General features: G+C 70.6%; 25 protein-coding genes, 1 tRNA gene and 1 pseudogene. 12 read left to right on the top strand and 15 right to left on the bottom strand.

The features are described from left to right. The 6 genes from VNS22_RS25580 to VNS22_RS25555 all read left to right on the top strand — a co-directional run. Nucleotides 1-693: ABC transporter substrate-binding protein (locus VNS22_RS25580; protein ID WP_325737578.1), on the top strand; the 693-nt coding region annotated here is incomplete at its 5' end. A 4-nt stretch (nucleotides 694-697) separates the two neighbouring features. After that, nucleotides 698-1,780 (top strand): ABC transporter permease, encoded by a 1,083-nt coding sequence (locus tag VNS22_RS25575; RefSeq protein WP_325737576.1) that lies wholly within the window; start codon nucleotides 698-700, stop codon nucleotides 1,778-1,780. After that, nucleotides 1,777-2,679 (top strand): nickel transporter permease, encoded by a 903-nt coding sequence (gene nikC / locus VNS22_RS25570; RefSeq protein WP_325737574.1) that lies wholly within the window; start codon nucleotides 1,777-1,779, stop codon nucleotides 2,677-2,679. The genes VNS22_RS25575 and nikC overlap by 4 nt, the downstream gene beginning before the upstream one ends. Further along, nucleotides 2,676-3,515, top strand: a complete 840-nt coding sequence (locus VNS22_RS25565; RefSeq protein WP_325737572.1) for an ABC transporter ATP-binding protein — start codon at nucleotides 2,676-2,678, stop codon at nucleotides 3,513-3,515. The genes nikC and VNS22_RS25565 overlap by 4 nt, the downstream gene beginning before the upstream one ends. Next, nucleotides 3,512-4,276 (top strand): ABC transporter ATP-binding protein, encoded by a 765-nt coding sequence (locus VNS22_RS25560; RefSeq protein ID WP_325737570.1) that lies wholly within the window; start codon nucleotides 3,512-3,514, stop codon nucleotides 4,274-4,276. The genes VNS22_RS25565 and VNS22_RS25560 overlap by 4 nt, the downstream gene beginning before the upstream one ends. A 45-nt stretch (nucleotides 4,277-4,321) precedes the next feature. Beyond that, nucleotides 4,322-5,167 carry a fumarylacetoacetate hydrolase family protein gene (locus tag VNS22_RS25555; protein WP_325737568.1) on the top strand — a complete coding sequence of 282 codons (846 nt, stop codon included), beginning with the start codon at nucleotides 4,322-4,324 and terminating at the stop codon, nucleotides 5,165-5,167. Between the two features lie 164 nt (nucleotides 5,168-5,331). On the opposite strand, the gene VNS22_RS25550 is transcribed toward VNS22_RS25555, so the two are convergent. The 7 genes from VNS22_RS25550 to cobU form a co-directional block, all read right to left on the bottom strand. Continuing rightward, entirely contained in the window at nucleotides 5,332-7,593 is a 2,262-nt protein-coding gene (locus VNS22_RS25550) for a xanthine dehydrogenase family protein molybdopterin-binding subunit (protein WP_325737566.1), read from the bottom strand. Nucleotide 7,594: 1 nt separating this feature from the next. After that, a complete protein-coding gene (locus VNS22_RS25545) occupies nucleotides 7,595-8,044 on the bottom strand; it encodes a (2Fe-2S)-binding protein (protein WP_325737564.1) in 450 nt (149 codons plus the stop codon). A 200-nt stretch (nucleotides 8,045-8,244) separates the two neighbouring features. Then, nucleotides 8,245-8,886 carry a 3-oxo-tetronate 4-phosphate decarboxylase gene (otnC, locus tag VNS22_RS25540; RefSeq protein WP_325737562.1) on the bottom strand — a complete coding sequence of 214 codons (642 nt, stop codon included), beginning with the start codon at nucleotides 8,884-8,886 and terminating at the stop codon, nucleotides 8,245-8,247. Then, nucleotides 8,883-10,154: a 3-oxo-tetronate kinase gene (otnK, locus tag VNS22_RS25535; protein WP_325737560.1), complete on the bottom strand. Its 1,272-nt coding sequence runs from the start codon at nucleotides 10,152-10,154 to the stop codon at nucleotides 8,883-8,885. Before otnK ends, otnC begins: the two co-directional genes overlap by 4 nt. A gap of 36 nt (nucleotides 10,155-10,190) precedes the next feature. Then, nucleotides 10,191-14,003: a cobaltochelatase subunit CobN gene (cobN, locus tag VNS22_RS25530; RefSeq protein ID WP_325737558.1), complete on the bottom strand. Its 3,813-nt coding sequence runs from the start codon at nucleotides 14,001-14,003 to the stop codon at nucleotides 10,191-10,193. A gap of 2 nt (nucleotides 14,004-14,005) precedes the next feature. Continuing rightward, complete coding sequence (cobW, locus tag VNS22_RS25525; protein ID WP_325737556.1) at nucleotides 14,006-15,034, bottom strand: cobalamin biosynthesis protein CobW; 1,029 nt, start codon at nucleotides 15,032-15,034, stop codon at nucleotides 14,006-14,008. 21 nt (nucleotides 15,035-15,055) lie between these two features. Continuing rightward, nucleotides 15,056-15,583 (bottom strand): bifunctional adenosylcobinamide kinase/adenosylcobinamide-phosphate guanylyltransferase, encoded by a 528-nt coding sequence (cobU, locus tag VNS22_RS25520; RefSeq protein ID WP_325737554.1) that lies wholly within the window; start codon nucleotides 15,581-15,583, stop codon nucleotides 15,056-15,058. A 116-nt stretch (nucleotides 15,584-15,699) separates the two neighbouring features. Between cobU and VNS22_RS25515 the strand changes: the two genes are divergently transcribed. Next, nucleotides 15,700-16,305 (top strand): YjbE family putative metal transport protein, encoded by a 606-nt coding sequence (locus tag VNS22_RS25515; RefSeq protein ID WP_325737552.1) that lies wholly within the window; start codon nucleotides 15,700-15,702, stop codon nucleotides 16,303-16,305. Between the two features lie 10 nt (nucleotides 16,306-16,315). Here the strand turns inward: VNS22_RS25515 and VNS22_RS25510 are convergent, their stop codons facing one another. Beyond that, a complete protein-coding gene (locus tag VNS22_RS25510) occupies nucleotides 16,316-17,056 on the bottom strand; it encodes a HugZ family protein (RefSeq protein WP_325737550.1) in 741 nt (246 codons plus the stop codon). 105 nt (nucleotides 17,057-17,161) lie between these two features. Here VNS22_RS25510 and VNS22_RS25505 point away from each other — a divergent pair, with 105 nt between their 5' ends. Continuing rightward, a complete protein-coding gene (locus tag VNS22_RS25505; RefSeq protein ID WP_325737548.1) occupies nucleotides 17,162-18,172 on the top strand; it encodes an MBL fold metallo-hydrolase in 1,011 nt (336 codons plus the stop codon). Here VNS22_RS25505 and VNS22_RS25500 read toward each other — a convergent pair. Then, nucleotides 18,157-19,014 (bottom strand): GGDEF domain-containing protein, encoded by an 858-nt coding sequence (locus VNS22_RS25500; protein WP_325737546.1) that lies wholly within the window; start codon nucleotides 19,012-19,014, stop codon nucleotides 18,157-18,159. The two genes, VNS22_RS25505 and VNS22_RS25500, sit on opposite strands and share 16 nt — an antisense overlap. 274 nt (nucleotides 19,015-19,288) lie before the next feature. On the opposite strand from VNS22_RS25500, the gene VNS22_RS25495 reads away from it, so the two are divergent. Beyond that, entirely contained in the window at nucleotides 19,289-19,519 is a 231-nt protein-coding gene (locus VNS22_RS25495; RefSeq protein ID WP_325737544.1) for a hypothetical protein, read from the top strand. On the opposite strand, the gene VNS22_RS25490 is transcribed toward VNS22_RS25495, so the two are convergent. Both VNS22_RS25490 and pdxH read right to left on the bottom strand, forming a co-directional pair. Beyond that, a complete protein-coding gene (locus tag VNS22_RS25490; RefSeq protein WP_191060460.1) occupies nucleotides 19,513-20,247 on the bottom strand; it encodes an SDR family NAD(P)-dependent oxidoreductase in 735 nt (244 codons plus the stop codon). The two genes, VNS22_RS25495 and VNS22_RS25490, sit on opposite strands and share 7 nt — an antisense overlap. 127 nt (nucleotides 20,248-20,374) lie before the next feature. Further along, a complete protein-coding gene (gene pdxH, locus VNS22_RS25485) occupies nucleotides 20,375-21,013 on the bottom strand; it encodes a pyridoxamine 5'-phosphate oxidase (protein ID WP_325737540.1) in 639 nt (212 codons plus the stop codon). Between the two features lie 175 nt (nucleotides 21,014-21,188). Here pdxH and pdxY point away from each other — a divergent pair, with 175 nt between their 5' ends. Beyond that, nucleotides 21,189-22,046, top strand: a complete 858-nt coding sequence (pdxY, locus tag VNS22_RS25480) for a pyridoxal kinase PdxY (protein ID WP_325737538.1) — start codon at nucleotides 21,189-21,191, stop codon at nucleotides 22,044-22,046. Next, nucleotides 22,043-22,765, top strand: coding sequence for a GNAT family protein (locus VNS22_RS25475; protein ID WP_325737536.1), 723 nt, complete (start codon nucleotides 22,043-22,045; stop codon nucleotides 22,763-22,765). Before pdxY ends, VNS22_RS25475 begins: the two co-directional genes overlap by 4 nt. Before the next feature lie 32 nt (nucleotides 22,766-22,797). On the opposite strand, the gene VNS22_RS25470 is transcribed toward VNS22_RS25475, so the two are convergent. The 3 genes from VNS22_RS25470 to VNS22_RS25460 all read right to left on the bottom strand — a co-directional run bounded on the left by VNS22_RS25470 (nucleotide 22,798) and on the right by VNS22_RS25460 (nucleotide 25,036). Next, on the bottom strand, nucleotides 22,798-23,199 hold the full coding sequence (locus VNS22_RS25470; RefSeq protein ID WP_325737534.1) for a DUF1465 family protein: 402 nt from the start codon (nucleotides 23,197-23,199) through the stop codon (nucleotides 22,798-22,800). A gap of 61 nt (nucleotides 23,200-23,260) precedes the next feature. After that, on the bottom strand, nucleotides 23,261-24,109 hold the full coding sequence (locus VNS22_RS25465; RefSeq protein ID WP_325737532.1) for a transglycosylase SLT domain-containing protein: 849 nt from the start codon (nucleotides 24,107-24,109) through the stop codon (nucleotides 23,261-23,263). An 81-nt stretch (nucleotides 24,110-24,190) separates the two neighbouring features. Further along, complete coding sequence (locus VNS22_RS25460; RefSeq protein WP_325737530.1) at nucleotides 24,191-25,036, bottom strand: N-formylglutamate amidohydrolase; 846 nt, start codon at nucleotides 25,034-25,036, stop codon at nucleotides 24,191-24,193. Nucleotides 25,037-25,183: 147 nt separating this feature from the next. Here VNS22_RS25460 and VNS22_RS25455 point away from each other — a divergent pair. After that, nucleotides 25,184-25,258, top strand: a tRNA-Val gene (locus VNS22_RS25455). A 119-nt stretch (nucleotides 25,259-25,377) separates the two neighbouring features. Here the strand turns inward: VNS22_RS25455 and VNS22_RS25450 are convergent. Further along, nucleotides 25,378-25,621 (bottom strand): annotated as a pseudogene (locus tag VNS22_RS25450) (hypothetical protein); the annotation flags it as partial.

Genomic DNA, 25,621 nt, shown 5'->3' with positions numbered 1-25,621 from the left:
CCGAAGGTGCGGGAAGCCCTGCGCCATGCCGTCGACTACGAGGGCATGGTGACCAACCTGCTCAAGGGCCAGTGGCAGGTGCACCAGTCCTTCCTGGGCGAAGGCACGTTCGGCGCACTCAACGACAACCCCTACAAGCTGGACATCGAGAAGGCCAAGGCGCTGCTCGCGGAATCCGGGGCGGGGCCGGACCTCAAGATCACCTTCGATGTGCCGAACACCTCGCCCTATATCGACATGGCCCAGGCGATCCAGGGCAGCTTCGGCCAAGCCGGCGTGACCGTGGAGCTGATCCAGTCCGACCAGAAGCAGGTCCTGACCAAGTACCGCGCCCGCAATCACGACATGGTGCTGATGTACTGGTCGCCGGACTATCTCGACCCGCATTCCACCACCGACTATTTCGCGCGCAACCCGGACAATGGCGACGATGCCGCCAGCAAGACCGTGGCCTGGCGCAACGCCTGGGACATCCCGGAGCTGACCGAGGCCACCGACGCGGCAGCACTCGAGCTCGACACCGAGGCGCGCGAGCAGGCGTATCTGGAGATCCAGAAGGAGGTGCAGCGCAACGGCGCCTATGTGCTGCTGTTCCAGCAGGTCGAGAACACGGTGCTGCGCGCCAATGTCGACGGCTTCATCTCCGGCCCGACCTTCGACACGGTGAACTATTCCGGGGTGACGAAGAGCTAGCCGGGTGGCGGTCGCGCAGCAGAGCGACGGTCCGATCGGGTCGCCGGCGGAGGAGGCCAGGGCGCACAGCGCCCTCCTCCGCCTGTCGAGCCGCGCGCTGTCCCTGATCCTCTCGGTAGTCCTGACGGTGTTCGGGCTGCTGGTGGTCACCTTCTTCATCGGCCGGGTGGTGCCGGTCGATCCGCTCCTGGCCGTGGTCGGCGACCGGGCGCCCGAGCATGTCCGCGCCCAGGCCGCGCTGGAGCTGGGCCTGGACCTGCCGCTCTGGCAGCAATTCCTGCGCTACCTGGGCGACACGCTGCAGGGCGACTTCGGCAACTCCGTGCTCAGCGGCCAGCCGGTGCTCGACGACATCGCCCGGTTCTTCCCGGCCACGCTGGAGCTGGCGACCGCGGCTACCCTGATCGGCGTGCTCCTGGGCGTGCCGCTGGGCGTGCTGGCTGCCACCCGGCACGGGCGCTGGCAGGACCAGCTGATCCGGGTCGTGGCACTGGCCGGCTATTCCGTGCCGGTGTTCTGGCTGGGCCTGGTCGGCCTGCTGGTGTTCTATGCCGAGCTCGGCTGGGTGGCGGGGCCTGGGCGGATCGACGTGATCTATGAATACTCGATCGAGCCGGTGACCGGGCTGATGCTGGTCGACACCCTCCTGGCCGGCGACCATGCCGCCTTCGTCGATGCGTTCTGGCACCTAGTCCTGCCCGCCTCGGTGCTGGGCTACCTGTCGCTCGCCTACATCACGCGGATGACCCGCTCCCTGATGCTGGCCGAACTCGGCCAGGAATACGTGATTGCGGCGCGGGTGAAGGGCCTGTCCGAGCGCCGGGTGATCTGGCGGCACGTGCTGGGCAACATCATGGTGCCGCTGATCACCACGGTCGCCCTGTCCTATGCCTATCTGCTGGAGGGGGCGGTGCTGACGGAGACGGTGTTCGCCTGGCCGGGCCTGGGCCTCTACATCACCCAGTCGCTGTTCTCGGCCGACCTCACTGCGGTGCTGGGGGCCACCATCGTGATCGGCCTGGTGTTCATCGGTCTGAACCTGCTGTCCGACCTGCTCTACACGTTGGTCGACCCGAGGGCGCGATGAGCGCAGTCATCGCCTGGCTGACCACGGCCACCCCGGCTTCCCGCGGCCAGGCACGTGCCGGCCGGCTCTACCGGGGCACGCTCGCCCTGCTTGCCAACCCGCTGGCGGCGATCGGCTTGGTGGTGGTGGCCGTCCTCCTGCTGGTGGCGCTGTTCGCCCCCTTGCTGGCGCCCTATCCACCGGATGCGCAGGACCTGGCCAGCCGGCTGCTGCCGCCCTCGGCGGAGCATCCGTTCGGCACCGACCAGCTGGGCCGCGACATCCTGAGCCGGGTGATCTGGGGCAGCCGGATCACGCTCGCGATCGTGGCGCTGGCCGCGGTCACCGTGGCGCCGATCGGCCTCGCGGTCGGCATCGTCGCCGGCTATCGCGGCGGTTGGATCGACCGGGTGCTGATGCGGGTCACCGACGTGTTCATGGCTTTCCCGCGCCTGGTCCTGGCCCTGGCACTGGTGGCGGCACTGGGGCCCGGCATCGAGAACGCGATCATCGCGATCGCGGCCACCGCCTGGCCGCCCTATGCGCGGCTGGCCCGCGCCGAGACCCTGACCCTGCGCCGCCAGGACTTCATCGCCGCGGCCAGGCTGCAGGGGGCCTCGCACGGCCGCATCCTGGTCCGCCATCTCCTGCCGCTCACCGTGTCCACCATCCTGGCCAGGCTGACCCTGGACCTGGCCGGCATGATCCTGATCGCGGCGGGCCTGGGCTTCCTGGGCCTTGGCGCCCAGCCGCCGTCTCCGGAATGGGGGGCGATGGTCGCGACCGGGCGCGAGTTCCTGACCGACCAATGGTGGGTCGCGACCATGCCGGGTGCTGCGATCTTCCTGGTGAGCCTGGCCTTCAACCTGATCGGCGACGGTGTGCGTGACGTGCTGGACCCGCGGAGCCAGGGGCGATGAGCGCACCGCTTCTGGAGGTGGCGGACCTGCGGGTGGCCTTCCCTGGGCAGGACGGCCTGCGCGAGGTGGTGCGCGGCGTGAGCTTTACCGTCGGCCGGGAGAAGGTCGGCATCGTCGGCGAGAGCGGGTCGGGCAAGTCGATGACCGCGCGGGCCATCCTGGACCTGATCCCGCCGCCCGGCCGGGTCAGCGCCGCGCGGCTGGCCTTCGCCGGGCAGGACCTGACCCGCGCCGGTGCCAGGGCGCGGGCGCGGCTGCGCGGCCGCCGCATCGCCATGGTGCTGCAGGATCCGCGCCACGCGCTGAACCCGGTGATGACCGTGGGCGCGCAGCTGGCCGAGACCTTTCGCACCCATCACCGGCTGGGGCGGGCCGAAGCGCGCCGGCGCTCGATCGAAGCGCTGGACGCCGTTCATATCCGCGAGCCGGAGCGGGTGTTCGGGCTCTACCCGCACGAGATCTCGGGCGGAATGGGGCAGCGCGCCATGATCGCCATGATGCTGGCGCCCGATCCGGAGCTGCTGCTGGCCGACGAGCCGACCTCGGCCCTGGATGCCACCGTGGAGGCCGGGATCCTGGAGACGCTGGACGAGCTCGTCACCGCGCGCGGGATGGGCCTGGTCCTGGTCAGCCACGACCTCGATCTGGTCGCGGCCTTCTGCGACCGGGTGCTGGTGTTCTATGCCGGCCGCATCGTGGAGGAACTGCCGGCCCACGACCTGGCACGGGCGCGGCATCCCTATACGCAGGGGCTGCTCGCCTGCGTCCCGCGGCTGGGCGACCGCCGCCAGGAGCTGCCGGTGCTGCAGCGTGACCCGTCCTGGGCGGCCCCATGAGCACCGCCATCGAGATTCAGGGCCTGACGGTCCGCTACCGCGCCCTGAAGGCGCTGGACCAGGTGAGCCTGAGCGCCGAGCGTGGCGCCTGCCTGGGCCTGGTCGGCGAAAGCGGATCGGGCAAGTCGACCGTGCTGCGCGTGCTGACCGGGCTCGTCGGCGACTGGCAGGGCAAGGTGGCGGTGGCCGGGCGACGGCTGGCGGGCAGTAGGCGCGACCTAGCGTTCTGCCGCGACGTGCAGATGGTATTCCAGGACCCGTACGGCTCGCTCCATCCGCGCCACACGATTGACGCGATCCTGGACGAGCCGATCTCGATCCACCGCCTGGGCGATCCCGGGCGGCTGATCCCGCAGGCACTGGCAGATGTCGGGCTGCCGGCGGAGGTGCGCTTCCGCTACCCGCACCAGCTGTCCGGCGGGCAACGCCAGCGCGTGGCAATCGCACGGGCGCTGCTGCCCGAGCCCTCGATCCTGCTGCTGGACGAGCCCACCTCCGCCCTGGACGTGTCGGTGCAGGCGGAGATCCTGAACCTGCTGACGGGCATCCAGCGGCGGCGTGGCCTCACCGCCATCCTGGTCAGCCACAACCTGGCTGTGGTGGCGCACATGTGCCCGCGCGTCCTGGTGATGGATCGGGGCCGGATCGTGGAGGAGCTCAGCCGGGACGCCCTCGATGCCGGCGTGGCCGGCTCGCCCCAGGCCCGGGCCCTGATCGCCGCCAGCCGGCACGTCCGGCAGGCTTCAAAAGCCGCGGAATAGGGGCTAGAGGCTTGCCCGGACACTCGTTGGGAGGATGGAGCGCAGATGAAGCTCGTGCGGTACGGCGCGCCTGGGGCCGAGAAGCCCGGTATCGTGGACAAGGACGGGGTGATCCGTTCGCTGGAAGGCGTCGTGCCCGACATCGCCGGCGCGGTGCTTTCCGAGGACGGGCTGGCCAAGCTCCGGGCGATCGACCCGGCCAGCCTGCCCAAGGTGCCGGAAGGTACCCGGCTCGGCCCCTGCGTGGGCGGGACCGGCAAGTTCATCTGCATCGGCCTGAACTATGCGGACCACGCCGCGGAGAGCAACCTGCCGGTGCCGAGTGAGCCGGTCGTGTTCATGAAGGCGACCTCGGCGATCATCGGCCCGAACGACCAGGTGAAGATCCCGCGGACCTCGGTGAAGACCGACTGGGAGGTCGAGCTCGGCGTGATCATCGGCAAGACCGCGTCCTATGTCAGCGAGGCCGAGGCGCTCGACTACGTCGCCGGCTACTGCGTGATCAACGACGTCTCCGAGCGGGCCTTCCAGGCCGAGCGCGGCGGCCAGTGGACCAAGGGCAAGTCCTGCGACACGTTCGGCCCGACCGGGCCGTGGCTCGTCACCCGCGACGAGGTGCCGGACCCGCAGAACCTCCACATGTGGCTGGAGGTCGACGGGCACCGCTATCAGAACGGCTCGACCAAGACGATGGTCTTCGACGTGAAGCACATCGTCCACTATCTGAGCCAGTTCATGTCGCTCCAGCCGGGCGACATCATCTCGACCGGCACCCCGCCGGGCGTGGGCATGGGCCAGAAGCCCGAGCCGATCTACCTCAAGGCCGGCCAGGTCATGCGCCTGGGCATCGAGGGCCTGGGTGAGCAGCGCCAGGAAGTGATCCAGGCCTGAGCCCATGACCGTGTGACCAGGGGCTGGCTGCCGACACGGCCGTCGCCTCCCTGGTTGCGCGTATGCCAGAGGCCCTGCCGATCCCGCGATCGGCAGGGCTTTCTCGTTCTATCTCGTTGTGCCGGCCTCGATGTGCTTGTGGCGTGCGGCGGTCAGGAGGGTGATCAGATCGCCTTCAGGTCGGTATGCACGATCGGAAGGCTGCGGACCCGCTTGCCGGTCGCGGCGAAGATCGCGTTGCATAGGGCCGGCGCGAACGGCGGCACGCCCGGTTCGCCCACGCCCCCCGGCAACGCGTCGCTTTCCACCAAGTGTACCTCGATCTGGCGTGGCGCGTCGCTCATCCGGGCAACCGGATAGTCGTCGAAATTGTGCTGCTGGACCACGCCATCCCTGGCCGTGATCTCGCCGAAGAACGCGGCGCTCATCGCATAGGTGCAGGCACCCTCCATCTGCGCCCTGACCCGGTCGGGGTTGACCACCGTCCCGGCATCCACCGCCATCACCACACGCGGAATGGCGACCGTGCCGTCGGGCGCCACCTCGGCCTCGACGATCGTGGCCACATAGGTGAGGAAGCTTCGATGCGCCGCGATGCCCATGCCGCGGCGCGGGCCTGGCTGCCGGTTCCAGCCCGCCTTCTCCGCCGCGAGCTCCACCACGTTGCGCAGCCGGCCGGTGTCGATCGGGTAGAGTTCCACCGAGTTGTCGTAGTTGAAGTAGTCCTTCACCCCGGCCTTGGCCAAGTCGACGTGCCGCGGCGGCCCGATCAGCTCCAGGAGATACGCGACCCGGTCCTCGCGGCCCGCTGCCTCCGCGAGCTCGTCGACGAACGATTCGATCGCAAAGGCGTGGAAGATGTTCTGCACCGAGCGCTTCCAGCCCACCCGCACATGCGCCGCGGCCTCTCCGGTTTCGAGGCAGATGTTCGGGATGTTGTAGGGCAGGTCGGTGAGGCCGAAATCCACCTCCCAGGCGTCGGGCTTCTTCTGGCCGGCCACGAAGATCGACATGATCGAGGGAAACACGCTGCGGTGGCACCAGGCCGTCGGCAGGCCGTCATCGCCTACTGCCGCGCGGACATGCTGAGCGGCGGCAGCGTGGTAATAGCCGTGCCGGACATCGTCCTCCCGGGTCCAGGTGACCTTCACCGGAGCGCCGATCGCCTTGGAGACGATTGCGGCCTCTGCGCCGAAGTCGGGCTTGGACTTGCGGCCGAAGGCGCCACCCAGAAGCGTGACGTGGGCGGTGACGTTGGTCGGGTCCATCCCGATCGCGGTAGCCACGGTCTTGCGCAGCGACTGTCCGTCCTGGCAGCAGGCCCAGACCTCGGCATCGTCCTCCCGGACATCTGCGACGGCGGCTGGCACCTCCATCGGCGCGTGCACGAAGTGGGGCGACCAGTAGCTGGCCTCCACTACCTTGGTATCCTTGCCGAACGCCGCATCGACGTCACCCTCCATGCGGCGGATGTCGCCGGGCTTCGTCGCGGTGGCCTGGAGCAATGCGCGATAGGCACTCGACTCGTACCCGGCGTTCGGACCGAGGTCCCACTCGACCTTCAGCCGCTTCCGGCCTTCCGCCGCGGCCCAGGTGTTGCTCGCCACCACGGCGATACCGCCCAGGGCCTGAAATTCGACCGGCTCGCTTACCGCCGGGATCTCGACCACCCGCTCGACCCCGGGCACCTTCAGCGCCTCCGAAGAGTCGTAGGATCGCACCTTGCCGAGCAGCACCGGGCAGCGCTCGACCGAGGCGTACTTCATGCCGGGGACGCGCACGTCGATGCCGAAGACGGCCTTGCCGGTGACGATGTCGCCGAGGTCGACGTTGCGGACCGGCTTGCCGATGTAGCGCCAGTCCTTGCGGTCCTTGAGCTTGAGCGCCTGCGGCTCGGGCACGGCCAGCTCGGCCGCGGCCGAGGCCAGTTCGCCGAAATCCGCACTCCGCCCGCTGGACGCATGAACCACCTTGTGGTTCTGCGCCTTGCACTCGGCCGGGTCGACGCCCCAACTCTGAGCCGCCGCCTGCTCCAGCATCATCCGTGCAGCGGCGCCGAACTCGCGCAGCCGCTGGAAGTTCTTGACGATGCTGCGCGAGCCGTCGGTGTACTGGTCGCCGTACTTCTCGTCGCCATCGGCCTGCCGCACGATCACACGCGCCCAATCTGCCTCAAGTTCGTCCGCGAGGATCTGGGCGAGGCTGGTGCGGATGCCCTGGCCCATCTCCGAGCGGTGCGCCATCAGGGTGACACCGCCATCGAGGTCGATCGACACGAACACGTTGGGCGTGAACGGTGTCGATCCCACCGGCACCGCGAGTGCCCGGCTGCTGGCCAGCAGCCTGCCCCCAAGCACGAGAGCACCGGTCCCTGCCGCCAGGCCCTTGAGGACGCCGCGGCGGCTCACATTCTCGATCGTCAGCATGTCAGATGGCCTCCGCCGCCGTCCTGATCGCCGCGCGGATGCGCTGGTAGGTGCCGCAGCGGCAGATATTGGTCATGACCGCGTCGATGTCGGCGTCGCTGGGCCTGGGTGTCTCCTGCAGCATCGCCACCGCCGCCATGATCTGGCCGGTTTGGCAGTAGCCGCACTGCGGCACGTCGTGCTCCGCCCATGCCTTCTGCACTGGGTGGTCGCCGGCAGCACTCAGCCCCTCAATCGTGGTCACCGCGCCCGTCACGTCCCCGACGGGCAGGCCGCAGGAGCGGACCGCCACGCCGTCCAGATGGACGGTGCAGGCACCGCACTGGGCGATGCCGCAGCCATATTTGGTGCCGGTGAGGCCGATGACGTCCCGGATTACCCACAGAAGCGGCATCTCCGGCGGCACGTCGACCTCGTGCCGCTCGCCGTTGACGACGAGATTGATGGCCATTGCTGCGTCCTCCCTGCTGCCATCGGCATGGCTGCATACTGACGCTCAGACTATAGCACGATCAGATGACAGTTGGCGCGGAATGCCTGTGCCAGAACTGGCAGGAAGAGATATTGTCGGCCATTGCGCCGGCCAGCGGGACATGCCGCGGCAGCGGTGCTTGAGGAGCGTTGCTGCCGCTGGATGGCGTATCCTGGTGGTTACTTGATCGGATACTTATGCTCGATCTCCGCGACCTGCTCCGGCGTCAGCAGGCGCGGGTTCAGATTGCGGAGCATCAGGTAGAGCTTGGCGGTCTCTTCCAGTTCCTCGACCGCGTTGGTGGCGGCCTCCAGGTCCTTGCCGGCGACCACGGGCCCATGATTGGCGAGGAGCACGGTGCTGGCCTTGCCGGCCACACCGCGGATCGCGTCGCCGAGGGCCGGATCCCCTGGTATGAAGTAGGGCAGGAGGGGGACCCGGCCGCAGCGCATGCAGTAATAGGCGGTGAGCGGCGGCAGGACGTTGTCCGGGTCGACCTCGGGCAGCATCGAGACGGCGACCGAGTGGGTCGAGTGGAGATGGACGATGGCGCCGGCCGAGCTGCGTTCGTCGTACATCGCGGAGTGGAGCGGGATCTCCTTGGATGGCGGGTCGCCGGAAAGGAGGTTGCCGTTCGCGTCCAGCCTGCTGATGCGGGCAGGATCGAGGCGGCCCAGCGAGGCGTTGGTGGGCGTCATCAGCCAAGTGCCGTCATCCAGCCGCGCGCTGATGTTGCCGGTGGAGCCGGAGGTCAGGCCGCGGTCGAAGATCGAGCGGCCGATCGTGCAGATCTGCTCGCGCAGCTTCGCCTCGGCGCTCACGGCCGGCCTCCCGGCATGGCGCCGAACGCCTTGGTCAGGAAGTCCGGGGTGCCGAAATTGCCGGACTTGAGCGCCAGCGCCAGAGGCTCGTCGCCGATCGAGACCGTGGCGGGCACGCCTGGGTCGATCTTCTCGCCGATCCGGAGCGCGGAGACCCCGAGCGCTGCCATCACCGAGCCGCTGGTCTCCCCGCCCGCGACCACGAGGCGGCGGACGCCCCGCTCGACCAGGCCCTTTGCGAGCAGGCCCATCGCCCGCTCGACCAGTTCGCCGGCGCGCTCGCGCCCGAGCACCGCCTGAGCGGCCGCCACCTCGCCGGGCTCAGCGGTGGCGTAGAGCAGGACCGGACCGCCCGGCATGTGCTCGGCGGCGAAGGCCAGGGCCGCCTCGATCTGCGCGTCGCCGTCCGCCAGGGTCTGCGGGTCGAGCCGGAAGGCCGGGCGCTTGCTCTTGAAGTCGGCGACCTGGCCGCGGGTCGCGACCGAGCAGCTGCCGGCCAGCACCGCCTCCAGCCCGTGCACTTCCGGCAGGGTGCCTGCCGCGTGGCGGCCGAGCAGGCCCTTTTTGCGGAAGTTCTCCGGCAGGCCCAATGCTATGCCGGAGCCGCCGGTGACCAGCTGCAGCTCCGCCGCGGCCTCGCCCAGGATGCGCAGGTCGGCATCGTCGGTGACGTCGGTGACCAGATGGGCGATGCCATCGGCCGCCAGCTCGGCCATGCGCCGGCGTACCGCGTCGGCACCCTGGTGCACGGTGTCGTAGCGCACCAGCCCGACCTTGCGCCGGCTCTGCGCCGCCATCACGCGGACCAGGTCGGCATCGGTCATCGGGTTCAGCGGGTGCTTCTCCATGCCGCTCTCGTTGAGCAGCCGGTCGCCGACGAACAGATGGCCGCGGAAGATCGAGCGCTGCAGGGTCGGATAGGCCGGGCAGACGATGGTCTGCTCGGTACCCAGCGCCGCCATCAGCGCTTCCGCCACTGGGCCGATATTGCCCTCGGGTGTGGAATCGAAGGTCGAGCAGTACTTGAACAGGATCTGCCGGGCCCCGCGCTCCTGCAGGTAGCGCAGCGCGTCCAGTGACTGGCGCACGGCCTCGGCGGCCGGGATCGAGCGCGATTTCAGCGCCACCACGAGCGCATCGACCTCGCCGGGATCGGTGCCCGGCGCGGGCACGCCGATCGTCTGGACCGTGCGCATGCCTTCCTGGACCAGCACGGCGGCGAGATCGGTGGCACCGGTGGAATCATCGGCGATACAGCCGAGCAGCATGGGTTCAGCGCCTCCGTCGGGTTCGTTTCGCAAGAACTAGCCGCTGGATACCGGCAGGGCGAGCAGATCGGCCAGCCGCATCGCCACGCTGTTGCGCGCAGGATGCCACAGGCCGCGGTCAATCGCCTCGGCAAACCGCGCGGCCATCTCGCGAAGCCCCTCCGGGTTGGCGTGCTGGAGAAATTCACGCACCGCCGTGTCCTCCAGGTAGGCGTCGAACAGCTGGTCGAAATGATGGTCCTCGACCACGCGCGCGGTGGCCGCGAACGCGAACAGATAGTCGACGGTCGCCACCATCTCGAACGCCCCCTTGTAGCCGTGGCGCATGGCGCCCTGGATCCAGCGCGGGTTTGCTGCCCGCCCGCGCACGATCCGGCTGATTTCCTCGGCGAGCCGCCTGGGTCTCGGTGCCTCCGGCCGGCTGTGGTCGACATGGAAGGCTTCCGGCTGGCGGCCGCTGAAATGCCGGATCGCCGCGATCACGCCGCCCTCGAACTGGTAGTAGTCGTCGCTGTCGAGCAGGTCGTGCTCGCGATTGTCCTGGTTGTGCAGCACGAGCTGGCTTTGCTCCAGCCGACGGCGCAGCTGGTCGCCGTCGGCCAGGCCCTCGCGGCCGCTGCCATAGGCATGCGCACCCCAGGCGAGATAGGCGGCGGCGAGGTCGCCATCGTCCTGCCAGTGGCGCTCGTCGATCAGCGCCTGGAGCCCCGCTCCATAGGCACCGGGCCGGCTGCCGAACACGCGGGCACTGGCGCGCAGGCGAGCCCGCTCCGGCGGTTCGCCGGTGGCGGCGAGCCGCGCCACCTCGGCCGCGACATGGGCTGCCAGCGGGTTCTGGTCTGCTGGCTCGTCCAGGCCCGCCACCAGCCGGGCTGCCTGGTCGATCAGCTCGATCTGCTGGGGGAAGGCGTCACGGAAGAAGCCGGAGACCCGGAAGGTCACGTCCACCCGGGGCCGCCCGAGCTGGTCCAGCGGGATCACCTCCACGCCGGTGACCCGGCCGCCGGCACCGTCCCAGACCGGCCGGCAGCCCAGCAGGGCCAGGGCCTGGGCGATGTCGTCGCCGCCGGTGCGCATGTTGGCCGTGCCCCAGGCGGACAGGACCAGCGCTTTCGGCCATTCCCCATGGCGCTCGGCATAGTGCTGCAGGACGGCACCGGCCGAGGCCCAGCCCAGCCGCCAGGCGGCGGGCGTGGGCAGGGCACGGCAGTCGACCGAGAAGAAGTTGCGCCCGGTCGGCAGGACGTCCGGCCGGCCGCGGCTGGGGGCGCCGGAGGGGCCGGGGCGGACGAAGCGCCCGTCCAGTGCCGCCAGGAGTGCCGCCAGCTCCGCAGGCCCCGAGCGGTCCAGCGCCGGGGCGATCTCGGCCTGCAACATGGCCAGCACCGCGGCTGTGGCAGTCCAGGCCGGCGGTGCCGGGCGTTCTTCGGCCAGCAGGGCCAGCGCCAGGGCCTCCAGCCGCTCCACCGTGTCGCCGGCGGTGCGCCAGGGTGCCGGCAGGAGCTCGGCCAGCACAGCGGGGCGGGGGCCGGACCAAGGGGCGGCCAGCCCATCCGCCGCGAGCGGATCGAAGCCGGTCAGCCCCAGATCGGCCGCCAGCGCCCGGGTCAGCGAGGCATCGCCCGGGCGGCTGCCGCGCGGCAGGCGGGCGAGGCTCGCCAGCAGCTCGGCCCGCTGCCGGCCGGAGGGGCTCTGGCCCAGGACGTGCAGCCCGTCACGGATCTGCAGCTCCTTCAGCTCGCACAGCCAGGCATCCAGCGCCACCACTTCATCGTCCGGCCGGCCCCCGCTTGCGGCCAGATCACGGTCGAGCCGCAGCCGCGACGCTTCCTCGACGATCGAGCGCGCCACCAGCCCCGCCCGCTTCGGGTCGAGGTCGCGCGCCTCCGCATACTCGTCCAGCAGGTTCTCCAGCGTCTGGAGGTCGCCGTGCAGGCCGGCGCGGACCAGTGGTGGGGTCAGGTGGTCGATGATCACGGCGCTGGTGCGCCGCTTGGCCTGACTGCCTTCGCCCGGGTCGTTGACGATGAACGGGTAGACCAGCGGCATGGGCCCCAGCAGGGCGGCCGGGTGGCAGGCATCGGACAGGCCGGTGGCCTTGCCCGGCAGCCATTCCAGGTTGCCGTGCTTGCCGACCTGGACCACGGCATGGGCGGCGAAGCCATGACGCAGCCAGAGATAGAAGGCGAGATAGCGGTGCGGCGGCACCAGGGCCGGGTCGTGCCAGCTCGTGGCCGGATCGATCTCGTAGCCGCGCGCCGGCTGAAGGGCGACCACAACCTGGCCGAGCGGCAGGACCGGAAGGAGCAGGGCGCCGTCCCGGCAGAACGGATCGGCCTCCGCGCTACCCCAGCGCTCCGTCACCGCGCCCTGCACCTCGTCCGGCAGCCGGGCGAACCAGTCCCGGTAGCGCTCCAGTTCGACCCGGACCCGCACCTGACGCCTGGTCCCGGCAGGTTCTTCGGCCTCGGCGGACTGGTTCTTCCCGTCGGCCGGAAGATCCGCCTGCGGCGGTACATTGGTGACGCCGGTCTGGAGTGACCGGATCAGCGCGTCCCCATCGTCCGCGATGGATTGGATATTGTATCCAGCCTGTTTCAGCTCCTTCAGGATCGCGATCGCGGAGGCGGGTGTGTCCAGGCCGACGCCGTTGGCCAGCCGGCCGTCCCGGACCGGGTAGTTGGCCAGCACCAGGGCCACCCGCCGGTCGCGGGGCGGGGTGTCGCGCAGCCGCAGCCAGGCAGCGGCCTGCGTCGCTGCACGGGCGATGCCGGAAGCGGAGGCCTGCCAGCGGACGATCCGGCACTGGCTGGGCTCGTGCCGGCTGCCGCCGTCCTTGAACGCGATCACCGGGCCGTGCAGCCGGCCGTCCAGTTCGGGCAGCGCCACCTGCATGGCGAGGTCGACCGGCGGCAGGCCGCGCGGGCTGTCCCGCCAGGCGGGCTCGCCGCAGCCGGCCAGCACGAGCTGGATGACCGGGACGTCCAGCGCGTCGAAGGGGGTCGTCCAGCCGGTCTCGGCACTCGCGGTGGCAAAGCCGGTGGCGGTGAGCAGGATGCCCGGGCACACGGTCTGGCACCATTCGCGGGCGAGCGCCGCCTCGGCCGGGTTCTTCAGGCTGGACACGAACAGGCCGACCGCGCCGATGCCGTGGCCGGCCAGCGCCTCGATCAGCCGGTCGACCGGTTGGAGGTCACCGGCGAGCAGCATCGCCCGGTAGAACAGGACCACGGCCCGGACCGGCGGATCGGCGTTGGCCCAGGCGGTGTGTGGTGCAGTGAAGGTGCGGCCCGCGCGGTACAGGCCGATCCGGGGCAGGGGCGTTGCTCGCCCGGTGGCCGGCCTGCCGGCCAGGATGTCTACGGCATTGGCTAGGAAGCGGCTGGCATTCTCGACGCCGCCCTCGGCCAGGCACTGCCAGAGCAGCTCGCAGGTCGCGCGTGGCAGGGTCGACCAGCCGTCCAGGGACGGGTCCGGGCGGTCGTCGCCCGGCAGGACTGCCAGCGCCACGCCCTGCGCCCGGCAGGCGGCCACCACCTGCTCCAGGCCATAGGACCAGTAGGACCGGCCGCCGATCAGCCGCAGCACCACCAGCCGGGCGTGGGCCAGGGTCCGCTCGACCCAGAGATCGACCGACATGGGATGGCGCAGCAGGCGCAGGGGGGCCAGCCGTGTCTCGGGCAGGCCGCCATCCGGAGCTGCTGCGGCCAGCCGGTCGAGGGCCGCTGCCAGGCAGGCGAGCTCGGTGTCGGCGAACGAGGCGACCACCAGCTCGGCCGGTGCCTGGTCGAGATCGACCGGCACGTCCTCGTTCAGGCTGGCCGCCGCGTCGGCCGGCAGGAGATGCATGGTCAGGCGGCGGCGCGGATCGCCGTCGTGATGCCTGCCTGGTCCAGGCCTTTCTCGCCGATCACCACCAGCTGGCACAGGCGCGGCTCGTCGGCCCGCCAAGCCCGGTCATAGGCCTGGGTCACCCGGCCGCCCACGCCCTGGATCACGAGGCGCATCGGCTTGCCGGCGACCTCGAGAAACCCCTTCAGGCGCAGCACGCGGAACTGGTCGGCGATCCGGCCGAGCTCGGCGGCGATCCGCTCCGGATCGGCGATCGGCGGCAGGGCCACGGCGAAGCTCTCGAAGTCGTCATGGTCGTGCTCCACCCCGTCGTGATGGGAGGGACGGCTGGCCAGGTCTGTCTCGGCTGCTGCACCGATCCCCAGCACCACCTCGACCGGCAGGCGGCCCGACACGGCGCGCACCGTGCGTGCCTGCGGGCGCAGGTCCTGCGCCACCGTGCCGTCCACGGCTGGCCAGTCGGCCTCGGCCACCAGATCGGCCTTGTTCAGGACCACGAGGTCGGCGCAGCCGACCTGTTCCTCGAACAGCTCCTCCAGCGGCGTCTCGTGGTCGAGGTTCGGGTCGGCCGCCTGCTGGCGGGCGACCGCGGCCGGATCCGGCGCGAACAGGCCGCTCGCCACCGCGGCGGCATCCACCACGGTCACCACCCCATCCACCGTCACCCGGTCGCGGATGCCCGGCCAGGCGAAGGCCTTGACCAGCGGCTTGGGCAGGGCCAGCCCCGAGGTCTCGATCACGATGTGGTCCGGCGGCGGATCCAGCGCCAGCAGCTTCTCCATGGTCGGCAGGAAGTCGTCGGCGACTGTGCAGCAGATGCAGCCATTGGCGAGCTCGACCACGTCCTCCTCGCGGCAGGTGACATCGCCGCAGCCCAGCAGAACCTCCCGGTCCACGCCCAGCTCGCCGAACTCGTTGATCACCAGGGCGAGGCGCCGGCCAGCGGCGTTGGCGAGCAGGTGGCGGATCAGCGTGGTCTTGCCACTGCCGAGAAAGCCCGTGATCACCGTCGCCTGGATCTTGCTCATGCGTCGCCCTTCAAGAAAACCTCAGCCCTTCACCATCACCGGCAGCCCGGCCACCAGCAGCACCACCCGGTCCGCTGCCCGGGCGATCGCCTGGTGCAGCCGGCCGGCATGATCGACGAATTCACGCGCCATGGCGTTCGCCGGCACGATCCCCTGGCCGACCTCGTTGGACACCAGGACGACCGGGCCCGCCAGATCCGGCAGCAACCGAACGAGCCCGGCCGACTCCGCCGCCACGTCGCGCCCGGCCACCATGAGGTTGGTGAGCCACAAGGTCAGGCATTCCACCAGCACGATACGTCCGGGCGCTGCCAGCTCCGCCAGCCGCTCGGCCAGCATGAGCGGCTCCTCGACCGTCCGCCAGCGCCGGTCGCGCTCTGCCCGGTGCCGTGCCACCCGCGCCGCCATCTCGGCATCGAGCGGCTGGGAGGTCGCCAGATAGAGCGGGTCGCCAGCGGCTTCCAGGCAGAGTGCCTCGGCATAGCGGCTCTTGCCGGAGCGGGCGCCGCCCAGGACGAGCGTGAGGCTGGCAGGTGAACGGTCGGTCATGATCGGGCGATCTGCCGCGCCTGGACCTCCCGGGTCAAGAACGCCAGATGAGCGGTTTTCAACTGGCCCCGCCGGCTGGATCTGCTAATCGGCCCGGCGTCAATCGCGGAGCGTCCATGCCAGAGAGCCTTCTCGCCGAGTTCTATGTGTTCTTCACGATCGTCCTGATCGACATCGCGCTTGCCGGCGACAATGCGGTGGTGGTTGGACAGCTCGCCTCGGGTCTTCCCGATGTGCAGAAGCGCCGGGCGATCCTGCTGGGCGTGGTGCTGGCCCTGATCTTCCGGGTGGCCTTCGCCCTGGTCGCCGTGCAGCTCCTGCAGATCGTGGGCCTGCTGCTTGCCGGTGGCCTGCTCCTGCTCTGGGTCTCCTACAAGATGTACCGGGAGCTCCGCGAGGGGCATCATGCCGACCAAGTCGACCCTGGCGACGTGCCGGTCGCACGCAAGACCTTCGCCGCGGCTTCGTTCCAGATCGCCGTGGCCGACGTGTCGATGTCGCTGGACAACGTGCTGGCAGTGGCCGGCGTGGCGAAGGACCATCTGCCGGCGCTGATCTTCGGCCTGATCCTGTCGATCGCGCTCATGGGCGTGGCGGCCAATTTCATCGCGCGCTGGATGGAGCGCCACCGCTGGCTCGCCTGGGTCGGCCTGCTGATCATCCTGTTCGTGGCGCTCAAGATGACCTGGGAGGGCGGTCACGAGGTACTGGCAGCACTCTGACGGGCGGGGCTCAGCCGGAAGCGAGGCTGCCGTCGCGCGCCCGGCGGACCGCATCGACCAGCGCCTCCCTGACGCTGCCGGCATCGCCGACCAGGCGGGCGAAGGGGAGGCGCAGCACCTGGCCGCCCCGGCGCAGATCCGCCCCTTCCGGATCCACGCCGGTGAGCGTCCAGCCGGTGCCGCTGCCGCCGAGCGCTGTCGCATAGAGGTCGACCGCATCGGCATGGTCCTCGTTCATATGGCGGAGGATGCCGGCTTCGGCGGCGGCCAGTGCCTGGTGTGACGCGGTATCCAGCAGCAGGTCGGCCCCCTCCACCCAGTGGATCCGGCCGAAGCCCGCCACCAGATGGGCGCGCTGCACCGTCACCCGGAACAGGCCGAAATCTGCAAAGCCCGCATAGGTCGCGGCGTCCGGATGACGCTGGACGAACCGTTCGAGGAGCAGCTTGTCGTCGCTGCGGACCGCGAGCCCCTGGACGCTGGCGCGTGGCCCGGTGAGCGGCGAGGCCAGGCCGGCCGTGCCGTCGAACAGGAGCGAGATGCGCGGGTCGGCGTCGAGGTTGCGGGTGTGCTCGGCCAGGCGCGAGAGGAGCAGGAGCGGGCTCGCGTCATGCGCCAGTGCCACCAGGGCGAGCGAGACATAGGGCGCGCCGCCCGGCAGCATGGTGCCGAGCGCCACGGTGGGCCGCTCGCGCATCAGCCGGCGGACGAGGTCGGCCGGTGCGGGCGGGGTTTCGGCGCTGCTGGTCATGTCCTGGGTCCTGCTGGCCGGGCATTGCCCGATGGCGCTCCAGGTTCAGATAGCGGAATTGCTCCGGCCGGACGAGAGAGGTGCAGCTCAGTGGGAGAAGAGGCGTTGCGTTTTCCGATGGCGGTACCCGAGGCCGGTGAGCCGGCGCTGGTCGCGGAAGGGATCTTCTGGCTGCGCCTGAAGCTGCCCTTCGCGCTGGACCATGTGAACCTGTGGATCGTCGACGACGGCGACGGCTGGACGCTCGTGGATACCGGCCTGGGCGACGCGCCGACCAAGGCGGTGTGGCAGCGCCTGACCACCGGGTTCCTGGCGGGCCGACCGATCCGGCGCGTGCTGGCAACCCATTTCCATCCGGACCATGCCGGCAATGTCGGCTCCCTGGTGGCGCAGACCGGTGCGGAGCTCCTGATGAGCCGGACCGAGTGGCTGACCGCCCGGATGCTGGCGGTGGACAGCAGTGAGGAATTCGTCGAGAGCGGCCGCCAGTTCGACCGGGCGTGTGGCGTACCGGAGGAACTGCTGGCCCGGCGCGCCAGCCGCGGCAACAAGTACCGGCAGGGCGTCGACCCGCTCCCCTACCGCTTCACCCGGCTGCAGGCCGGCCAGACGGTCCGGCTCGGCGGCAGCCGGTTCGAGGTGATCATCGGGGAAGGGCACAGCCCGGAGCAGGTGACACTTTACGCCGCCGAGCGGCGCCTGCTGATCGCCGCCGACCAGGTCCTGCCGCGGATCTCGCCCAATGTCGCGGTCTGGCCGTCCGAGCCGGCGGCCGATCCGCTGGGCGGATTTCTCCGCTCGCTGGATCTCTATGCCGGGCTCGACCCCGAGACCCTGGTGCTGCCCTCGCACAAGCTGCCCTTCATCGGCCTGCACGAGCGGATCGCGCAGTTGCAGGCCCATCACGCGGAGCGGCTGGACGCAACGCTCGCCGCCTGCCGGCAGCGGCCCAGTGCCTGGGAGGTGACGGCCGTGCTGTTCCCCCGCGCACTGGACCTCCACCAATTGGGCTTCGCCCTGGGCGAGACCCTGGCGCACCTGAACCGGCTGGTGGCGAGCGGGCAGGTCCGGCGGACCACTGATCCCGACGGTGTGGATCGCTACGAGCCGGCCTGAACGGCGTGACGCTGCTTGTCGTGGTACATCGCCCGGTCGGACACGCGCAGCAGCGCGTCCAGGTCGTCGCCTTCGTCGGGGAACAGCGCCATGCCGATGCTGGCGCTGGTCTGGACCTCATGGCCGGGAATGGCATGCGGCAGGGACAGGAGCCGCTGTAGCCGGGTACGGACCCGCTCGCCATTGGCGCGGTCGCCGATCCGGTCCATCACCACCACGAACTCGTCGCCGCCCAGCCGCGCGACCGTGTCGGTGGCGCGCAGGGAGCGCAGCAGACGGTTGCCGAACGACTGCAGCAGATGGTCGCCGGCCTCATGGCCCAGCCGGTCGTTCACCGCCTTGAAGTCGTCGAGGTCGAAGAAATAGACGCAGCCGGCCTGGCCGCTGCGCCGGGCCTGGGCGACCGCGCGCTTCAGCCGCTCTTCCAGCAGCCAGCGATTGGCCAGCCCGGTCAGCCGGTCATGGGTGGCGACATGCGCCAGGCGGCGGTCCTGCTCGCGCTTGCGCGCTGCTCGCTGCAGGCAGGTCACGGCATGAGCCTGATCGAGCGGAGAGGCGTCATGCGGCCCGGCATAGGCCAGGATCGGCAGGCCGGGTGCGATCGACTGGAGGCGGACCAGACCGCACAGCCCCCCGGCATCGGCGGTGCACAGGTCGAGCAGCACGGCACCGATCGCCTGATCGGCCAGCAGGCCGATCGCATCGGCGAGGGTAGCGGTGTGCTCGAGGCAGGCGAGCGCCAAGCCCGCGCGGCGAAGGAGCCGGCCGACCTCTTCCGGTTCCTGCCGGTGATCGCTCACCAGCAGCACGCGGAATCTCGGCTCCGGGCCACGACGTTGCATAGGCTTCCCGCTCCGGTGGGGCGGCGGCGAAGAATGGAGCCACCGTTCGCCTTCACGGTTAATGTGGCCCTGCACCCCGGGCAACAATAACATTCTGGGCTAAACTATTCAGAAAATTACATAAAATTGCGCCGAAGCTCGTGGCGCCGCGAGGCGGGAAGGGCGGCGCGATCCCCTGGCCCGGGATCGGGGCAGGGGATCGGAAACGTTCCAACAGTTGTCGAAATCTGTTAGGCCCAACCTCAGGTGCAACCGGGTCTCGGGGGAGACACGGATGGGTCGACTGGTGATCCTGTTGATCGTCGCGGCGGGCCTGCCAGGGGTCCTGCTCGGCAGCATCGCGGCCTTCCTGGCGTTCGGTATCATGCCGGCCCCGCTCCGCGCGACCGGTGCCAGCCTGCCGGACCAGCCCCTGCTGGTCGTGCTGGGCCTGGTGCTGGCTGCCCTGCTCCTGGCAGGGACCGCTGCGGTGGCGCGCAACTGGCGGCCGGTCGAGCTTCAGTAGACGTCCTGGCCGCCGTTCACCGGGATCTCGGCCCCGGTGATGTAGGAGACCTGGTCGCTGCAAAGATAGTGGACCACCGCGGCCACCTCCTCGGGCGAACCCAGCCGCCGCATCGGGATCCGCTCCACCAGCGCCTCGGTGCCGGGCGAGAGGATCGCCGTGTTGATCTCACCGGGGCTGACCGCGTTCACGCGGATGCGCAGATGGGCGAGGTCGGCGGCCAGTTCGCGGGTCAGCGCGGTGAGTGCCGCCTTGGAGGTCGCGTACGCGGTGCCGGCGAACGGGTGGACCCGGCTGCCGGCGATCGAGGTGATGTTGACGATGGCACCGGAGGTCTCGGCGAGCTTCGGCGCCATCTCCCGCGCGAACCAGGCGCAGGAGAAGAAGTTGATCGCGAACACCTTCTGGAACACGTCCAGGTCGCTCTCCAGCGCACCCAGGCGGTGGCCGTCCTCGCCTTTGGGCGAGTAGCCGGCATTGTTGACCAGGGCGTGGATCGGCCCGCCGTCGAGCAGGTCCTCGAGTTCCGCCACCACCTCGGGCAGCTTGGAGAGGTCGGCGAGATCGGCGCAGATATGCATGTGCCGCTCGCCCCGGCCGCATTGCGGCGGCACCGCGTCCCGCGAGCAGGTCACCGCGCGCCAGCCCTGCTTGACGAAGTACTTGGCGGTAGCGTGACCAATGCCACGGGACGCGCCCGTGATGAACACGACCTTCTGATCCTGCACGTCGCGGCTCCGGTGGAGTTGGCCAGGGCCAGGAGATGGCCGCTCGTCGCGGCATACGCAAGCATTGCCCGCATGGGGCGCGCGCTCGGGTCGCTTGGGAGCCTGCCCCGACGCCCCCGGCCGGGGCTCAGGGATTCAGGCGCTCGCGCTGCCAGTCACCGCCCGCCAGGCGCCGGTAGCACAGCCGGTCATGCAGCCGGCTAGGGCGGCCCTGCCAGAACTCGATCGTCACGGGCCGCACCCGGTAGCCGCCCCAGAACGGCGGGCGGGGCGGGGTGTCGCCGAACCGGTCGCGCGCCTCCGCTTCCTGCCGGGCGAGCTGCGCCCGGTCGGCCACCGGATGGGACTGCCTGGACGCCCAGGCGCCGATCCGGCTGCCCAGCGGCCGGCTGGCGAAATAGGCATCGGCTTCCGCGGCCGGCACCGCGCTCACCGGTCCCTCGATGCGCACCTGTCGATGCAGCACGTCCCACCAGAACAGGAGTGCCGCCTGCGGATTGCCGGCGAGCTCCTGGCCCTTGCGGCTCTCGGTGTTGGTGAAGAAGTCGAAGCCATCCGCGCCGAAATGCTTGAGGAGCACCATGCGGCAGGACGGCTGGCCGCTGGCATCGACGGTCGCCACCGCCATCGCGTTCGGCTCGGCCAGGCCGCTCGCGCTGGCTTCCTGGAACCAGCGGCCGAACAGGGCCAGCGGGTCCATGCCGGCACTGGCCTCGTCCAGCTCAGCGCGCGCATAGTCCACCCGCATGTCCTGCGGTGATCTCATCGTCCGGCTCCCCTTGCCCAGCCGCCTTCCAGGTGGCGTGCCCGCCGGCACTTGTCCATGTCCCAGCAGCGGGGGCCGTACGGGAAATCGACCGTACCCGGGCAAACTGGGCCTTTTGCGCGTCCCGGACTGGACCTAGCGTCGCGGCCGGGCGGAGCATCCGGGAGAAGCGGTCGTGGCGCGCGAGGGCATCCTGTCGATCCAGTCGCACGTGGCCTATGGCCATGTCGGCAACTGCGCGGCGGTATTCCCGCTGCAGCGGCTGGGCCACGAGGTCTGGGCGGTCAACACGGTGCAGTTCAGCAACCACACCGGCTATGGTACCTGGAAGGGCAGTGCCAACAGCGTCGAGCAGATCCGCGAGATCCTGCAGGGCGTGGAGGAGCGCGGCGCATTCGCCCGCACCCGGGCGGTGATGTCCGGCTATCTGGGTGATCCGCAGCTCGGCGCTGCCGTGCTGGAGACGGTCGCCCGGATCCGTGCGGCACGACCCGGCGCGCTCTATGCCTGCGATCCGGTGATGGGCGATGTCGGCCGCGGCTTCTTCGTCCGGCCCGGGATCCCGGAATTCTTCCGCGATCAGGCCGTGCCCCAGGCCGACATCGTCACGCCCAATGCGTTCGAGCTGGCCTTTCTTGCGGACCGTTCGATCGACAGCCTGGAGGACGCGCTGGCCGGTGCTGCCCAGGTGCGGCAGCGCGGTCCGAGCCTCGTGGTGGTGACCAGCCTGGAGCTGCCGGGTGCCGTCGACGAAATCGTGGTGCTCGCCGATACGGCTGCGGGCAGCTGGCTGGTGCGCACGCCCAAGCTGCCGCTGACCGTGAACGGCACCGGGGATGCAACCACGGCACTGGTGCTGGGCAACCGGCTGGCCAGCGACGACATCCCAGAGGTCCTGCAGCGGACGGTCTCGGCCATGTACGAGCTGGTCAGGCTGACCCATGAGCAGGGGGCGCGCGAGATCGAGCTGGTGGCGGCACAGGAGGCATTTGTCCGCCCGCCGCGCCTGTTCGAGGTGGAACGGGTGCGATGATCGAGCCCGAGGGGCATGAGCCGGTCTGCCGGCGGCGGCTGTCGACCGCGGCGGTGGCACCACTGCCGCCGGCACAGCCGCCGGCCCGGGCAGCGCTGGTCGGCAGGACGGTGCGCCTGGAGCCGCTCGATCCCGACCAGCATGGGCCGGACCTGTTCCGGGCGGGGCATGGGCCGGGCCAGGCGGAGCGCTGGCGCTTCATGGCCTACGGGCCGTTCGCCGACCAGGACGCGATGCAGGCCTGGCTGCAGCCCCTGGCCGGTACGGCCGAGCCCATGTTCTTCGCGATCTGCGATCCGGCCGGCCGCGCGCTGGGCATGGCCAGCTATCTCAACATCCATCCGGCAGGGGGCTCGATCGAGATCGGCCATGTCTGGTTCGGCAGTGAGCTGCGCCGCCGGACCGCCGCCACCGAGGCGATCCATCTCCTGATCCGCCACGCCGTGGCACTGGGGTTCCGCCGGATCGAGTGGAAGTGCGACGCCGCGAACCTGCCCTCGCGGCGGGCCGCCCTGCGCTTCGGCTTTCGCCACGAAGGCATTTTCTACCGGCACCTGGTGGTCAAGGGCCGCAACCGCGACACGGCCTGGTACTCGATCCTCGCGGAGGAATGGCCGGCACTGGATGCAGCCTTCACCGCTTGGCTGGACCCCCGGAACTTCGGCCCGGACGGCCGCCAGCACCGGCCGCTGATGGCCCGCCAGCCGCTCGTCCCGTAGGCTGCCCGGGCCATGGCCGGCCGATCGGATGATCAGTGCAGGATGTCCGGGCGGCACTCCCCGGCCGCTGCCATCCGCACGGTCCGGCCATACAGGACGGCACTCGCGTCCAGCAATGCGCCCAAGGCGGGCGGCAGCTCCGCCAGGGCCGGCTGCTGCAGGCAGTGCGGGTCGTCCTCGATGGCGGCCGCGGCCGGCCCGTCGCCGGCCAGCTCGGCCTTGCGCCGCAGGAGCCAGCCGATCACGAGGCCCAGCCGGCAGGTCACCCGGTCGAGCTCGCACAGATGGCCGAGCTCGCCCGCAACCGGCATGGCGCCGGCCGGCCGACGCTCCAGATAGTGCTTGGTCGCCTGGACCAGGCCCATCGCCTCGCCAAGCAGCCGGTCCAGCCGCTCGCAGAAATCCTGCTCAGGGTCGTCCTCGCCGCCCGCCATGCACCTTGCCCCGCGTGTCCACGCTTCTAGCCAGACACGCTGGCGTCGGTACCGCGGCGGGTCAACGCTCCACGGCCGGGAACGATGCCGAGGCCGTACCGGAGAACAGGAAGGAGCGGGCGGGCACGACCCGGCCGCCCTCCAGGTCGCGGCGGAGCCGGATCAGGCTGCCCGGCGCGGGCAGGGCGGCCACCCCGACCGGGGGCGCCAGGGCGGCCAGCAGCAGCCCGCCCTTGGCAACGGCGCGCTGCCGGGGCGTGTCGTCCGCGCCGAACAGCGGGCGTGCCGGTGCCAGCCGCCCGAACAGCTTCATGCCGGTGGGTGCGGCATCGGCGCGGGCCACGACCTCCTCGCCCCACGAGCGGTACTGCTCCTGCAGCTTCTCGACCCGCGCCAGATAGGTGTGGCCGCGTTCCGGATCGCGGCTGTGATAGGCGGCCACCGCCGCGCGCCAGCTACCGTGCTCGGCATGGAGCTCGCCCAGGAAGGCCGTGCCATAGGCGACGTTGCGGATCGGATCGAGCGCCTCCTCGATCGTCCGGAACGCGTCGGGATGCCAGTACAGGTTGATCTGCATGCAGCCGACATCGATGTTGCGCCGGCCTTCGGCCTGCAGGCGGCGCACTGTGGCGATCGCGGCCGCACGGCTGTCCGCATACCAGGCCTCGTTGCCCGAGGTGACCGTCCAGGGCCAGGGATAGCTGCGCCGCTGCGCCTTGCTCCACCGCCCGGTCTCGGCGAGCATGATCCCGGTCACGATGCCCTCGGGCAGGTCGGCCAAGCGCTCGGCACGTCTTGCCGCATCCAGGCAGAGGGCGGCAGTTCTTGCCGTTTCCTCGGCGAGGGTGGCCGGACTGGAGCCGGCCGCGAGCGGCAGGAACAGGGCGACGAGGGCGAGGAGGAGGGGCATGGTCCTGGACATGCCGCAATATCTTGCAAGCTCCGGGCCAGCCCGAGCCGGCAAGCGCCGGACCGGCTGAAGCCCGCCTGCTCACTCCGCGGCCAGCGGCCTTGCCGGGGGCAGCATCGCGGCGAGTTCCCGGACCAGTGCGGCCAATGCCCGGCGCAGCGCGGGGGCTGCGCCGGTCTGCTGCCAGTCGGCCGTGAAGAAGCGCTGCCGGCAGAGCTCGAGCTGCAGGGCATGCATGCCCCGCTCCGGCTGGCCGTGCCGCTTGGTGATCCAGCCGCCCGCGAAGGGCCGGTTGCGCGCCACGGTGAAGCCGGCGTCGCGCAGCGAGGCTTCCGCCGCGGCCACCAGCGGACCGGCACAGCTCCGGCCGAACCGGTCGCCCAGCACGATGTCCGGCAGCGCCCCGGCACCGCCGCACGGGCCCGGCATGGTATGGCAGTCCAGCAGCAGCATCTGGCCGAACCCGCCCGCCAGCCGCCGGCATTCCCGCTCCAGCGCCGCGTGATAAGGCTGGTGCACCCCTGCGATCCGCTCGGCCAGCTCGACAAAAGCCAGCCGGCGCAGATGGATGCGCCGCTCGCCCAGCCGTGTCGGCACCAAGCCCAGCCCGGCCTGCACGCGCAGCGACCGGCATGGCCGCACACCCATCGGCAGGCCGTCGATCGCGTCCTCGTCGAACTCCGCGGGATCCCGGTTGAGGTCGATCCAGGTGCGGTTCCAGCGGGCGCGCAGCAAGGTGGCGCCGGCCGCCACCGCCGCGTCCAGCAGCTCGTGGACCGGGCCGTCGTTCAGGATCGCCAGGGTCGCCGGGGCCACGCCCAGCCGGCGGCGCGCCTGCTCGGGATAATGGCGGCCGCTGTGCGGCGAGGAGAGCAGGACCGGCAGGCCGAGGCCGGCTGGCCGCACGAGAGCGAAGGGATCGATCATCACCGCATCCGGGAGAGCCCTGCCGATGCAACCACGGCCGGGACCGTGCCACAACGCCGACAGAAGGCGAAACCATCCGGATTCCTGCAGCCGGCACTTGCCAGCGCCGCCGACAAACGCTATCCGCTCGCCACCGCCGATCAGGACGGGCGCGTAGCTCAGCGGTAGAGCACTACGTTGACATCGTAGGGGTCACAGGTTCGATCCCTGTCGCGCCCACCACCTCCAAGCCCCGATCAGGACGACCCCGCCGCAGGCCGGCCCGCTCCCGCGGGCATGCAGCTGTGATCCTCCGATCAGGACAATGCGGGCGTAGCTACCAGGTCGGGAATGGGCGCCGTTCAACCTGCCGGCAGGACACCCACCAGCGGCCGATAGCCGGCGCGCAGCGTCGCCACGGTCGGCATGGGCGTGAGGACCCGGGCTGGCGTGTCGGGCCGAACCGCACGGGGCACTGCATAGCCCCCCTGGCTCCAGGGATGGAGGCTGCCTTCCCAGAGGAGGAGCGGCACGTCCGGGGCATCGGCAAGCGTGACGAACGCGCCGTCCGGAAGGTCGTCCAGCGTCTTGCTGTGCGTAACCTGG

The organism is Geminicoccus sp., assembly GCF_035556675.1.
In the GTDB taxonomy this organism is placed as follows: domain Bacteria; phylum Pseudomonadota; class Alphaproteobacteria; order Geminicoccales; family Geminicoccaceae; genus Geminicoccus.
The sequence above is the reverse complement of the archived record's forward strand: the minus strand, read 5'-3'. Positions and strand labels throughout refer to the sequence as shown.